This window comes from Chryseobacterium sp. Marseille-Q8038 (assembly GCF_965111995.1).
Genome location: NZ_CBCOPN010000002.1, coordinates 15,101 through 30,194 on the forward strand (window position 1 = coordinate 15,101; position 15,094 = coordinate 30,194).

Genomic DNA, 15,094 nt, shown 5'->3' on the forward strand with positions numbered 1-15,094 from the left:
CTCATACCAAAAAATTGTTATTTATATGAATAACATTGATATTTTGCTATGAGATATCATTAATCATTTCTATACCGTAAATGCTATGAAAAACTTGACCAAAATCAGGCTGATGTCTTTTGAAAAGCCGGATATAACTACCACAACCCAAAATCTATCCAATACCGATAGATTATTAAATAATTACCACAAAATAACACCTATTGTTAACGATTTAATAAAAACAATTTTTACTATATCGTAGCAAAGAGTAATGGTCTTACGATCGAAAGACCTTGCATTCTGTTATGGAACTCTTGCTATCATTCAATAATTCAATTAACACGCCATGAAAAAATTAACCATTATTGGACTGACGCCTTTTGAAAAGCCGGACGTTAACCTTATATCTAAACTGCACCAGGCGGGTGCACTTCCCGTTTTAAGTTTAGGAAATGAGCTAACGAAAGCCCAGGAAGCGTTACATCAACTTGACCAGATAGACGTACCATCGTATGGTATTTATTTTTCTAACGACAAATTCACTACTCTTCAAATTCCGGAAAAAGTACGATTTGCGATCCTACCATTCGGAATGTCTAAGCCACTCAATGTACCTGTTATTTATCAGGTAACCAGTTTAGAAGAAGCAAGACAAGCTGAACAGGCGGGAGCACAAGGAATTATTATCAAAGGAAATGAAGCTGGCGGATTAGTAGGCTATGAATCCACGTTTGTATTATTCCAGCGTGTGATCAAAGAAATCCAGAGCATTCCGGTGTGGGTACAGGGAGGAATAGGTCTCCATACCGCAGCCGCAGCAAAAGCTTTGGGGGCAACCGGAGTTATACTGGACAGCCAGCTGGCATTGTTCCCGGAAAGTTCCGTTCCTAAGGACCTGAAAGAAGTATGCTCAAAACTGAATGGAACAGAAACTAAAGTGATCGCGAACCATCGTGTATTGGTAAGACCCAATTCACCGGCTTTATCTGAAAACGTAACCGCTGAAGAGCTGAAACAATATTTTACCGGTTTTGACCTTAGCACATGTTACATCCCAATGGGACAAGACATATCACTTGCAATTGACCTGTATGAAGACTTCAAAACACTGAAAAAACTGATTTTCGGATTTAAAGAAGCCATGTATGGACACCTGAAGCAGGCAAAAGCACTGAATGTCATTGATAAAGGCAACTCTTTAGCTCAGGAACTGGGATTACAATACCCTATTGCTCAGGGACCAATGACCCGTGTAAGCGATGTCCCTTCATTTGCCAATGCAGTTGCAGATGCCGGAGCTTTACCTTTTGTTGCTTTGTCATTATTAAAAGGAGAATCCGCGAAGTCTTTGGTAATGGACACCAAAAAACTTGCTGGTGAAAAAACATGGGGTGTAGGAATTTTAGGATTCGCACCACAGGAATTAAGAGATGAACAGACCTCCTATATATTAGAAGCAAAACCTCCCGTAGTTTTAATTGCCGGAGGAAGACCTGCCCAGGCCAAAGTATTTGAAAAGGCCGGAATAAAATCATTCTTACACGTTCCTTCCCCTGCCCTTCTGGATATTTTCCTGAAAGAAGGTGCTAAAAACTTCATTTTCGAAGGACGTGAATGCGGAGGACACGTAGGACCACTTTCAAGTACAGTACTTTGGGAAAAACAAATTGAACGTATTTTAAAAGAAGACCATCCTGAGAACATCAGTGTCTTTTTTGCAGGAGGAATCCATAATGCATTTTCAACGGCATTTGTTTCCATCATGGCTGCACCATTGGCTGCAAGAGGAGTAAAAATTGGAGTATTGATGGGTACTGCCTATCTGTATACTCATGAAGCTGTACAAACCGGAGCCATTCAGGAAGAGTTCCAGTCTCAGGCAATGCAGGCAAAAGATACCGTTTTATTGGAAACAGCTCCGGGACATGAAACGCGTTGTTTAAACACTGCATTTGCCCACCATTTCAATAAAGAAAAAGCAAAACTTCTTGCTGCCGGAATGGATAAGAAACAAGTCTGGGAACAGCTTGAAAAACTAAATGTAGGTCGTTTGCGTATTGCTGCTAAAGGTATTGAACGCCAAGGCGACAAATTGGTCAATATTCCTAAAGATGATCAACTGGATTTAGGAATGTACATGATAGGACAGGTTGCTACGATGCATAATCGTGTAATCTCATTGGCAGCCCTGCATCAAAGTGTGGTAGACAATTACGAATATATTCAGGATGCTGCATTATCAGAGGAACCTGTTTCAACAGAAAAGCCACTGGATATTGCTATCGTAGGAATGGAATGTATCTTCCCGGGCGCTAAAAACCTGGATGAATACTGGAGAAATATTATTTTAGGAAAAGACAGTGTTACTGAAGTACCGGATGAAAGATGGAATAAAGAATTGTACTACAAACCAGATTCCAACGAATCGGATGTATCCCATTCCAAATGGGGAGGATTTATTCCTAAAATTGATTTCGATCCACTGGCATTCGGAATTCCGCCACAGTCTCTTGCAGCGATTGAACCTACACAATTGTTGACCTTATTGGTCGCAAAACGTGCAATGGAAGATGCAGGATATGGTGAAAAACATATCAATAGAGAAAATATCTCTGTAATTATCGGAGCTGAAGGAGGTAATGACCTTGCCAACAGCTATAGTTTCAGAGGATACTATAAACAGGTTTTCGGAGAACTTCATGAAGAAGTAAAAGAAGCCTTCCCGCATACCACAGAAGACTCATTCCCGGGTATTCTTGCCAATGTTATCGCTGGTAGAATTACAAACCGACTGGATCTTGGAGGCAGAAACTTTACCGTAGATGCAGCTTGCGCTTCTTCTTTGGCCGCTATTGATTTGGCATGCCAGGAACTTGTATTAGGTAAATCGGATATGGTTCTTGCCGGAGGAGCCGATTTACACAACGGAATCAATGATTATCTGATGTTCTCCAGTACGCATGCTTTATCCAGAAAAGGAAGATGCGCTACCTTCGATGGCGAGGCAGACGGTATCGCTCTTGGAGAAGGTATTGCCATTCTTGTTTTAAAAAGATATGAAGATGCAGTACGCGATGGTGACCGTATTTATTCGGTAATCAAAGGAGTTGGAGGATCCAGTGACGGAAAAGCATTGGGATTGACGGCTCCTAGACAGATAGGTCAGGTAAGAGCATTAGAACGTGCTTATTCCCAGGCTGGTATCAGTGCTGCTTCTGTAGGTTTAGTGGAAGCTCATGGTACAGGAACCGTTGTAGGGGACAAAACTGAATTAAGTGCCTTAACTAATTTATTCAGCCGTTCAGGAGCTTTACCCGGACAGACTCATTTAGGTTCTGTAAAAACACAGATCGGGCATACAAAATGTGCGGCAGGATTAGCAGGATTAATCAAGGCTTCCCTCGCTGTATATCACGGAGTAAAACCACCTACCCTTCACCTTCAGCAGCCTAATGCTTATTATAATGCAGAAACCAGTCCATTTGCTTTCCATGCAGAAAGTGGACTATGGAGCGAGAAGAACCGTTATGCCGGAATCAGTGCTTTCGGATTTGGAGGAACGAACTTCCATACGGTTATTGCCAACCATCCTAAGCAGGATAATTCAATCGCAATGCAGTCGTGGCCTTCGGAACTATTTGTTTTCCGTGGAGATACGTATGAAGAAGCCAAAGGACAGTCAGGCCAGATTAAGGCTTTATTAGAAATTAATGATGGTATTCCATTAAAAGATATTGCGTATAGCTTAAGCATCAGTTCGGAAAAACCAATTCAGTTCAGTATTGTAGCGGATACAGTTGAAGACCTGATGATGAAGCTTGAGCTAGTACTGCTAGGGATTGAGACAAAAGATACTTTTACTGTAAATAAAAAAGAAGGTAAAGTAGCGTTCACATTCCCTGGACAAGGCAGTCAGAGAATCAATATGGCTCGTGATTTATTCGTCGTTTTCCCTGCTATGCGTAAGATTATAGATGAGTATCCTGAACTTGAAAAAGTCGTTTTCCCATCTAAGACCTTTAATGAGGCTGATTTAAAACAACAAAAAGAAACCATTAAAGATACCCGTTTAGCACAACCTCTTTTAGGAATTGTAGACCTTGCACTGGCTAAATTCCTGGAATCATTGGGTATTATTCCGGATATGCTGGCAGGCCACAGTTATGGTGAAATACCGGCTTTATGTTTTGCCGGAGTATTTGGAGAAAATAAACTGGTTGACTTAAGTATTCAGAGAGCTCAATCTATTTTAGATTCAGTGGAAGGTGGAGATCCGGGTTCAATGCTGGCTGCAAGTGCCACTGCGGAACGTTTACAGCCGATCATTGCTAAAGTAGAAGGATGTTATCCGGTGAACTTCAACGCTCCTACCCAATGTGTCATTGCAGGAAGTACAGAAGCGATTAATACATTACTGGAAGTTCTTAAACAGGAAGGTATTTCTGCTAAAAAACTGGAAGTAGCATGTGCTTTCCACAGTCCATTATTGGCAAAATCCAAGGATTTGTATGCTGAAGTCTTGAAAGACGTTCCTTTCCAGGAAATGCAGATTCCTGTGTGGTCCAATACCACGGCAGAAGTATATCCAGCGAATCCTTCAGAAATAAAAGAAAGACTTACTGATCATCTGGTACAGCCTGTAAGGTTTGTAGAACAGCTTCAGGCCATGTATAACGACGGGGCAAGAATCTTCATCGAAGTAGGACCAGGAAAAGTACTTACCGGACTGGCCAAATCCTGCCTGGAAAAAGATCAGCTGACCTTATACGTTGAAGACAACAGCCGTAATAAATTCAGTCATCTGCTTTGCATGCTGGCTCAATATTTAGGAACAGGTCGCAGCTTCAATATTAATAAACTTTTTGATGGCAGAAGCGTTAAGGTTATTGATATCAACCAACCTGAGCTTTATAAGAAAAGCCCAGCTATCTGGCGTGTTAACGGGCAAACTGCCCATCCAACTACTGGTAATCTGCCATCTAATGGTGCGTTGCCACTAATAAACCCTATTCCCATGAACAATTTTACGAATAATCCACAGGCACCTGCAACTGAAGCTCAGTCTACTGCTGAACGTATGCTGCAGGAATATTTAAACAGCATGAAATTAATGATACAGGCACAGCGTGATGTGATGCTTTCCTTTATGGGACAGAATCCTCAGGCATTCCCTGCTCCTGTATACCATTCACCAATACCAGCTCCTGCACATCAGCCAATATCTACCATTCCGGTTCAGCCTGTTCATCAGGAAAAACCTGTAGCTGCGGCTCCAGTAAAACAAGCTCCGTCAAGAGATATCAAATCCTTATTACTTCAGGTGGTAAGTGACAAAACAGGATATCCACAGGAAATGCTGGGTATGGAAATGGATCTGGAAGCTGATTTAAGTATTGACTCTATTAAAAGAGTAGAAATCATCGGAACACTTCGTAACGAATTGGGAACTCTGGGCAACGGAAACACCAGTGAAGATACTGTTATGGAGCAATTAGCAGGAATAAAAACCTTAAGTGGTCTTGTTTCATGGCTTACTGAATTCTCAGGAGCTGAAACAACTGCTGCCCCTGAAAAAAACGGATCTACAGCTGAATCAATAGCTTCAAAATCACAGGCTCAGCCTGCATTCTCTCTTGAAGACCTTCAAAATGCTATTCTGAATATTGTAAGTGAGAAAACAGGATATCCAAAAGAAATGTTAGGTCTTGATCTTGATCTGGAAGCAGATTTGAGTATAGATTCTATTAAACGTATGGAAATCATCGGTGATCTTAAAACCAAGATCGGTTTTGGTCAAAATCTTGAACAGGCTGATGATGTCATGGAAAAACTGGCTGCCATTAAAACCCTTCGTGGTCTGGCAAGCTGGATCAGCGAAATGAATGGGGAAACCAATGAAGCAGCTCAGGAAGTAAAAGCAACAGACATTGCAGAGCCAGCTCAAAATGTATTATCCCGACTTCGCTTTGACATTACTCCAACCGATGCTTCTTTAGTACAAAATACAGAAGTATTGCAGGGAAAACGTTTTGCCATCACCCAGGATGACAGCAAGCAAACCTCAGCGATCAGGGAAGCACTGGAAAAACATGGAGCCATCGTAGAATTGGTAGACTCAGAAAAAGATCTTTCAAATGTTGATGGATTAATTATGCTGGACCTATTCTCAACAGTTGATAAACCAAGCATTATCGACCATGTAGATCTGATCAAAAAACTGGATTTTGATAAAGCAAAATGGGTATATCTGATCTCTGATATCCCTGCACATCTTCAGGAAATTTCTGATGTAACCGTATTACGCCACCACCAGGGATATCCGGGACTTTTCAAAAGTTTAGCAAGAGAATTTGACAATACAACTTGCAGATTGATCAGCCTGAGTACTCCTCAGGAAGTAGATCAGATTGCTGAGATTACTTTAAAAGAGATTTTGACCAACGATAAACCTGCTGAAATCATTTACAAAAATGACCAGCGACACAAAGTAGATATTATCCCTTCTCCATTATCAACAAGTCTGAATGAAGCGCATATTCAATTGGATAAAAAATCTGTAGTCCTGGTATTGGGAGGTGCTCAAGGAATCACTGCCGAATTGGTAAAGCATATGTCTCAGGCTTATCCGTGTACTTATATTCTGGTAGGAAGATCTGCTGACCCAAGAAATGAACTTTCGGCTAAAGACTTTGAAGGAATGAAAACCAAAGAAGAAATTAGAAGCTTCTTAATCAAGTCAGGTCAATTCACATCTCCTGCAGAAATAGAAAAAGAAACGACGAAGATTTTCAAAAACAATCAGATCCTACGCACTATCCGTGATATGGAAGACCTTGGAAATACCATTATTTACCAATCATTAGATCTTTGTGATGAAGAAGGTTTAAGCAACCTGATCAGCAGTATCTATGAAAAATATAACCGTCTGGATGGAGTAATCCATGGAGCAGGCCTTTTAGAAGATAAATTATTCAAACAAAAGACGACAAGCTCTTTCGGACGTGTATTTGATACCAAAGTAAAACCCCTTCGTGTATTGGCAGAACAGCTTCGTTCAGACTGTCAGTTTGTAGTTCTGTTCTCAAGTATTGCTTCCGTATACGGTAACAAAGGTCAGACAGATTATGCTGCGGCCAACAGTGTACTGGATGATTACGCCAATGCTTTAAATAAAAGATTAAAAGGAAAAGTGATCTCTATCAACTGGGGACCCTGGAAAGGTGCCGGAATGGTTTCTTCCACCCTTGAATCAGAATACGAACGCAGAGGTATTTCTATGATTCCATTGGATGAAGGGAAAGAAATCTTCCTTAACGAAATCAAATACGGAACAGAAAGCCAGGTGCTGATCATGTCAGGAAATAATTGGTAAAACACTGCATAAACTCAATATGAAAAAAACAGATGTTGCTGTAATTGGTTTATCCTGTGTCTTTCCCGGGGCACAGGATGCCAACACTTTTTGGCAGAATATTGTCAATAAAGTTGATTCTACCGAACTGGCTCCGGCCGATCGGATAGATCCCGTGCATTTCAGTGATGCCACAAGTCCCGTTGACCGTTTTTACTGTCAGCGTGGAGGGTTTATCCCTGATTATACTTTCGATCCTACAGCATTTGGTATCTTACCATTGGCCGTTGAAGGAACGGAACCTGACCATTTGCTTACCCTTGATCTGGTGCAGAAAGCCCTGGAAGATGCCGGCGTATTTCAAAAGAACATTTCTCTTGAAAAAACGGGAATCATCATCGGTAAAGGAAACTATACCGGTCCGGGAGCTACCCGCGCTATTGAAATTGTAAGAACCGGAGAACAGATTTCTTCGTTACTGCAGGAATTACTGCCTCATGTTTCTTCCGCAGATATTGAAAAGGTAAAACATGCTTTCCAACAGCGTAAAGGACGTTTTGCAGCCGATACCGCCATGGGATTAATTCCCAATCTCGTTGCTTCTCTTGTTGCCAACCGTTTCAATTTAGGAGGAGCCGCATTCACTGTAGATGCCGCTTGCGCTTCTGCATTAATTGCTGTAGATCATGCCGTGCAGGAACTTCAGAGAGGTCGTTCTGATATCATGATCGCAGGAGGAGTCCACACAGGACAGAACGCTGCTTTCTGGAGTATTTTTGCCCAGCTGGGAGCCATGTCCCGCCAGCAGCAGATCAAGCCATTTAGTATAGATGCTGACGGTCTATTGATTGGTGAAGGTTGTGGTTTTGTAGTCTTAAAAAGATTGGAAGATGCCGTTCGTGATCAGGATAAAATCTATGCGGTAATCAAAGGAGTTGGCGTAAGCAGTGACGGTACCGGAACCAGCGTGATGAGTCCATCCGTGAAAGGTCAGTTAAAAGCTTTGGAACAGGCATGGATCAACGCTGATTTAGATAAAAATAAAGTGGGATATCTTGAAGCTCATGGCACAGGAACACCCCTTGGAGATAAAACAGAACTTCAGACCTTAGCTCAGTTCTTCGGAAAAGAAGGAAACGCTCCGGCAGCGGGTATCGGATCTGTAAAGTCTAATATCGGGCATGCTATGCCGGCAGCTGGAATTGCAGGGTTAATTAAAACCTGTCTGGCTTTACACCATGATATTTTACCGCCAACCTTATATTGTGAGAATCCAACCTCGGAAATGCAGAATACAAGGTTTAAACCGGTACAGGAAGCCAAAAACTGGTCAAAAACCGGACTTCCAAAAGTAGCAGCAGTAAATGCTTTCGGATTTGGAGGAATTAATGCACACGTTGTTCTGGAAGGCTATGATATGCCGAAAAAAGATCATGTACTGATATTAGCCAGACCTACGCACGAAGAATTGCTTTTCGCATTACAAAATAATGAAACCGCCATTGGTGAAGGAGATTTCAGAGTAGCGATATTCGATCCAACACCTGCAAGAATAGAAAAAGCCATTAAAATTGTTTCCAAAAATATTATCTGGAAAAACAAACAGGACATCTGGTACACCTCTACCCCATTATTAAAAGATGGCGGTAAAGTAGCCTTTGTATTCCCTGGACTGGATGGTCTTGCAAAAGGTGAGGTAGAAACGGTAAGCCGTTATTTTGGATTGACAGCGCCAATAGAAACAGAAGGTGAAGGTCTTTTAACCGATGCTTTAAATATCTTCAACAACTGCAGTATCCTTGATAATTCATTGAAAAAACTGGGAATTATTCCCGATATGAATGCCGGACACAGCTTAGGAGAATGGCTGGCAGGATATTCATCCGAATTAGCGGAAGCCAATTCTGTAAAAGCGTTAATTGATGTACTAAATCCTGAAACGTTTGAATTAAAAGATTCCAAATTCATCGCTATAGGAGCCGGAATTGATGTCGTAAAACCTTTTATTACTGAAATTTCAAACCTCTATGTTTCCAATGACAACTGCCCTAATCAGGTCATTCTTTGTGGAAGCAATGCTGCGCTGGATGAATTGGTTCCTTTGTTAAAGGCAAAACAGATTTTCCATCAGGTGCTACCTTTCCAGTCAGGATTCCACTCTCCTTTTATCGCGGATAAACTGGATGTGATCCTTGCAGGAATGGAAAAAGCGCAGTTCCAGCAGACAAAAATTCCACTGTGGTCTGCAACAACCTTAGAACCTTATCCTGCAGATCAGGCAGCGATCAGAAAACTGAGTGCAGAGCATTTGGTTCAGCCTGTTCGTTTCCGTGAACTGACCGATACATTATACGAAGAAGGAGCAAGAGTATTCATTCAGGTGGGTACAGGTGGATTGATCGGATTTATTGATGATACCTTAAAAGGAAAAGCATTCAGTACGATTGCTTCCAGCGTTCCGACCCGTTCTGCATTGGCGCAGTTACAACGTGTGGTCGCTTCATTATTTGTAGAAGGGAAAACCATTGCGCTTGACTTTTTAGAGATTCAGAATCATACGAAGAGAGCATCAGGAAAAGGAATTAAGCTGGAATTAGGTTCGCCTATCATCCGTAATTTTAAAGAAGTGAAAGCGTTGGCTCAATCCTTTGAGACACCAAAACAATATACTGCAACGGCTTCAGCGATTGCCACCAAAAGCGGTCATCCGCTAGTACAGGCATTCCAGGACAACGTTGCCGATATGATCCGTATGCAGGAAGAAGTATTGACTTTATTCCAAAACCGTCCGGAGATTACGATCCAACGTCCTGCAGCTCAGGCAGCTCCTATTGCTCCAAAAGCACCAAGAAGTACAACCTTCTCAAAAGACTTATACGTAACCCTTGAAAGTCATCCTTACCTGATTGACCACAGCCTGTTGAGACAGCCTAAAGGTTGGGCTCATGTAGCAGATATGGAACCGGTAATTCCGATGACGATGATCTTTGAGCAGCTCGCAGAAATTGCAGAAGCCGAAATTCCGGGAACACTGGTTCATAAAATCATGAATGTAAGTGTATTTCAATGGATGAATGTTGCCAAACCTTTTGAAAAAACCGTAAAAGGAGAATGGCGCTCACCGAACCACGCTTACCTCGATATTGAAAACTTTGCCAACGCAGAAGTAATTTTAAAATCGGCTCCTGTTCCAACACCAGCCTTCAATCTTTCCATCGGTAATCTTTTGCCTATCGAAAGAACTCCTGAAGAAATCTATGACATGCATATGTTCCATGGAGATAAGTATCAGGGAATTACTGAAGTTTCAGCGGTTGGAGACAAAGGAATTATCGGAAAAATAAAAGGAAACGGCGGTAAAGGTTCTCTATTGGACAATGCAGGACAGTTATTTGGACTTTGGCTGCAGCTTACTTTGGTGAAAGACCGTATTGCATTCCCTGTAAAGATCAGAGATATTGAATTCTTCGGCGATATGCATGACCAGGAAGGTATTTTTGAATGTACCTGTATGCTGACAGAGCTTAATGATGAATTTGCCATCGCAGATATCATCCTGAAAAGAGACGGAAAAGTATGGTGTGCCATTACGGGCTGGCAGAACAGAAGACTGGAAATAGATGCTCCGTTATGGAATGTTTCCATGTCACCACTTCACAACAGGCTTTCGGAAGAGATTGCTCCTGAAGTATTCTTTTTCCATCAGGCATACACCAGAGTGGCTTCATGGGATTTTATCCTGAAAAGGTACTTCAACCAAACGGAAAAACAGCATCACCAGCAGCTATTACCCAACAAGAAGAAAAGCTGGATGGTAAGCCGTGTAGCCGTGAAAGATGCCGTAAGAAATCTCCTTCGTCAGGAAAAAAATCATGCATGCTTCCCGATCACGTTTGAAATTCGTTCCGATGAAGTAGGAAAACCTTACCTCATCAGTGATTTTACAGAAGATATTCATATTTCTTTAGCTCATAAAGGCAAAGAAGCCGTAGGAATCGCGAGATATGGAAAATCTGTAGGAATCGATATGGAACTGATGGAAGAACGCAGCTCAGGATTCTACGACATGGTATTTACCGACAAAGAATTAACATTATTAAAAGACAGAAATCAGGCAGAATGGACCACACGTTTCTGGGTAGCCAAGGAAGCCTACGGAAAGTTCCTGGGAACAGGACTGAAAGGAAATCCTAAAGCCTTTGAAGTCGAAATGATAAAAGATGATCACCTGTGGATCAACAACATTGAAATCAAAACTATTAAACATAAAAATTATATTATCGGATGGACACTGTAAACGCAACATTAAAAATGAACCACGAAGAACTTTTTACTTTATTAAAAGGTTTTATTACTGAAGTGATTGGGGCTGAATTTGTAGAAGAAATGGATATTACTCCTGAAAGTTCATTCACCAAAGATCTTGAAATGGACAGCATCGAGATTGTTTCTTTCTCAGAAAAAATCAAAGCGCATTTTGGCGATCAGATCGACTTTACAGGTTGGTTATCTTCTATGGATCTTGACCAGCTTATTAATCTTGACCTTAGTATGATCATCAATTATATCTACGAATGCCAATAATCACTGTCAATAACAGACAAGTTCATATACAGGAACTCAACAAAGGAGCTGAACAAACCGTGGTACTGATCCACGGTATGTTCAGTAACCTGTCCATTTATTATTTTAATATTGCCCCTGTGCTGGCCAGGCATTTCCATGTGGTGATGTACGATCTGAAAAGCCACGGTATGAGTGAACGCTTTTTGGATGGGTACGATCTTGACAACATGTCATCCGATTTAATAGGTTTAATAGATCACCTTCAACTGGAAAAAGTACACCTTGTCGGCTATAGTTTCGGAGGTCTTATTGCGCTGAAAACAGCTTTAGAATATCCTGACCGCGTCAATCAGCTCGTGGTGATGGAAGCTCCTGATCCTCAGGACGAAAAAGCCCGTAACATCATTGATGAATACAGCAAAGAATTTCTGGAGCATTACGTAGCCAATTTTACAGATACTACCAAAGTGCAGATGGGTAAAAGACAAATGGAAAAGAACCATCGTATGTATGAATTTCTCTTTAATCAGACCACCATTAAAGCAGATATGATCAGGGAAAAACATTTCCTGGGTGAAGCTGACTTCAAGGAATTGGAAACTTCCACTTTATTGCTTTATGGAGCTAACTCCAACTGCAGACCTACCGGTGAGTGGCTTCAGTCTCAAATCAGCGGATCTGAACTTGAATTAATTCCGGGCGATCATAACATTCCTATTCAGGAACCCAATCTGATTGCGGAAACAATCGCTCAATTTTTATCTAAAATTTTAACACAAAACCATGGCTAAATTTGCATTTATAGTTCCACCATTAACAGGACATGTCAACCCTACCCTAAGCATCGGTGCTACGCTGCTGGAAAGAGGACATGAAGTAGCCTGGATCAGCCTTGACCCAACGTTAGAGGCCAAACTTCCCGAGGGAGGAAAATTATTACTGATCCAATACGATCAGACCGACGAAGAAAAGAAAGAAAGTGAACAATATCTCGATATCATTTCAAAGAAAGTAGTCTACGGCATAGACAGCGTTAAGTTCCTGTACGAAGAGGTTCTTATCCCGCTGAACAGACATTGCTATAACGGAATTATTGCCTTACTGAAAACATATCAGCCTGATTTGATTATCGGAGACCATCAGTTATTTGCTGCTCCTGTTGCCGCTAAAACTCTTGGAATCCCTTATGCTACTTCCGTTACTGCTCCGGCCGCCATTAAAATCATGAATGAACTGCCAAAAGTACACGAGTGGGAAGTGAATCAGATCCTAGATTTACAGAAAGAACTTGGTTTCCAGGAAGAATGCTCTCTGGCAACCTCTGACCTATTAACACTTGTGCTGACCTCCAATTATTTCTTTGGGGAAATGGATGATCTGCCTTCTCAATATCAGTTCACAGGTCCCGTTCTTACCGAAAGACGTGTTTCATGTGAGTTTGACTGGGAAAAGTTAAAAAGTAAAAACAACAAAAAGATCCTGGTAAGTATTGGTACTACCTTCGATCATGATCATAAAAAAGCTTTCTTCCAAAAGGTCATTGATGCCTTTAAAGATGAAGATTTAACCGTTATAGTGGTTTCCGATCCGCAGCTTTTCGAGGAATGGCCGGATAACTTTATGGTGTATCAGCAGGTTCCTCAGCTGGATATTCTGCCTCATCTTGACGGTGTGGTGTGCCATGGCGGTCACAATACCGTATCCGAAACACTATCACACGGTATTCCTTTGGTCGTGATCCCGATTGCCTATGACCAGTCACATGTTGCCGGACGTGTTGTACGTACAGAAGCTGGTGAACGTCTTAATTTTAACAGATTTAAAGGAAATCACCTGAGAGAAGCGGTACAGCAAATCCTGAACAATCCGAGCTACAAAGAAGCGGCTCAGAAAGTCGGACAGTCTTTTGTGGAAGCAGGAGGTTCTGCTACAGCAGCCAACTTATTGGAGCAGGCAATATTGAAGGCTTCAAAACCTGAAAAACCGTCTAAGTTTTTATTCGTAGTTCCTCCGTTCTTCGGACATGTGAGCCCTACTTTAAGTGTTGGAGCAAGTTTAATTGCCCGTGGCCACGAAGTAAAATGGTTCGGAATTACGCCTTTAGACAGCAAACATATTCCGGAAGGAGGTTCTTATTTCTATCCTGAAGAAGATCTTATTCCGTATCAGGAGGAAATTGCCCGCATTCTGAAAAGACAGGATGACGGACCCGCATGTTCCGGACCTGAAGTGATGAAACTGGCACTGGAAGAAACCTATGTTCCTTTTGCTAAAATGATGATGCCGGGACTTACCAGACTGACCGAAAGCTGGATGCCTGATGTGATCGTGAATGACTGTATTACATTCGGAGGAGCTCTTTTCGCTCACAAACATAATATTCCTTGTGTAACCACTACTCCGGTGCCACCGGATGTGATGGGAGATACAGAAAAAAGTGCTCCAAAAATCTGGGAATGGCAACAGAACTTAATCAAAGATCTGCAAAAAGAAGTAGGCATTCATGAAGAAGGAATTTATATCCATTCTCACAAACTGAATATGGTGTTTACATCACAGGCTTTCGCTGGCTTTGAAACGGTTCCATCTCATATGAAATTTGTAGGTCCGGTAAAAGGCCGTCCGAATGATGCCCAATTCGACTGGGATAAACTGAATGCATCTACCACTCCGAAGATATTTGTATCATTGGGAACGCTACTGGTAGATATCAGAAAAGCTTTCTTCGAAAAGATTATCGCTGCATTTAAAGACCAGCCGGTTACGGTGATTGCCGCTACTCCACCGGAAATCTTTGAAGAATGGCCGGATAATTTTATTGTGAACAGTTTCGTGCCTCAATCTGCAGTGATGCAGAGAATGGATATGGTGATCTGCCATGGTGGTTTCAATACCGTTAACGATACTTTTAGAAACGGATTACCGATGTTAATCACTCCTATTGCTTATGATCATTTCCATATTGCAAAACTGATCGAGCAGGCAGGTTGCGGAATGAGTATCCGATATAAAAGACTTCGTGTAGATGCTCTTCGTGAAACTACTTTTGAATTATTGGAAAATCCGAAATACAGAGCCGCCGCTCAGGAAGTCCGAAACACATTTACCCTTGCCGGAGGGAACGATAAAGCGGTAGAACTGTTAGAAAATTTTGTGCAGGAACATTCAACATTAGCTTCTGTATAGCCTATGAAT

At 41.6% G+C, this 15,094-nt stretch carries 5 protein-coding genes; all 5 read left to right on the forward strand.

The features are described from left to right. Window positions 1-328 precede the first annotated feature (328 nt). Genes ACWPWS_RS13975 through ACWPWS_RS13995 form a run of 5 tightly spaced genes read left to right on the forward strand, consistent with a single transcriptional unit; the run spans window position 329 to window position 15,085 of the window. The gene (locus ACWPWS_RS13975) at window positions 329-7,354 is read left to right on the forward strand and encodes an SDR family NAD(P)-dependent oxidoreductase (RefSeq protein ID WP_454046912.1); all 7,026 of its coding nucleotides are present in this window, start codon (window positions 329-331) and stop codon (window positions 7,352-7,354) included. A gap of 19 nt (window positions 7,355-7,373) precedes the next feature. After that, window positions 7,374-11,630 (forward strand): beta-ketoacyl synthase N-terminal-like domain-containing protein, encoded by a 4,257-nt coding sequence (locus ACWPWS_RS13980; protein ID WP_454046913.1) that lies wholly within the window; start codon window positions 7,374-7,376, stop codon window positions 11,628-11,630. Beyond that, the gene (locus ACWPWS_RS13985; RefSeq protein ID WP_002977699.1) at window positions 11,618-11,917 is read left to right on the forward strand and encodes an acyl carrier protein; all 300 of its coding nucleotides are present in this window, start codon (window positions 11,618-11,620) and stop codon (window positions 11,915-11,917) included. Before ACWPWS_RS13980 ends, ACWPWS_RS13985 begins: the two co-directional genes overlap by 13 nt. Further along, window positions 11,908-12,690, forward strand: a complete 783-nt coding sequence (locus tag ACWPWS_RS13990) for an alpha/beta fold hydrolase (RefSeq protein WP_454046914.1) — start codon at window positions 11,908-11,910, stop codon at window positions 12,688-12,690. The genes ACWPWS_RS13985 and ACWPWS_RS13990 overlap by 10 nt, the downstream gene beginning before the upstream one ends. After that, on the forward strand, window positions 12,683-15,085 hold the full coding sequence (locus ACWPWS_RS13995; RefSeq protein ID WP_454046915.1) for a glycosyltransferase: 2,403 nt from the start codon (window positions 12,683-12,685) through the stop codon (window positions 15,083-15,085). The genes ACWPWS_RS13990 and ACWPWS_RS13995 overlap by 8 nt, the downstream gene beginning before the upstream one ends. Window positions 15,086-15,094 lie beyond the last annotated feature (9 nt).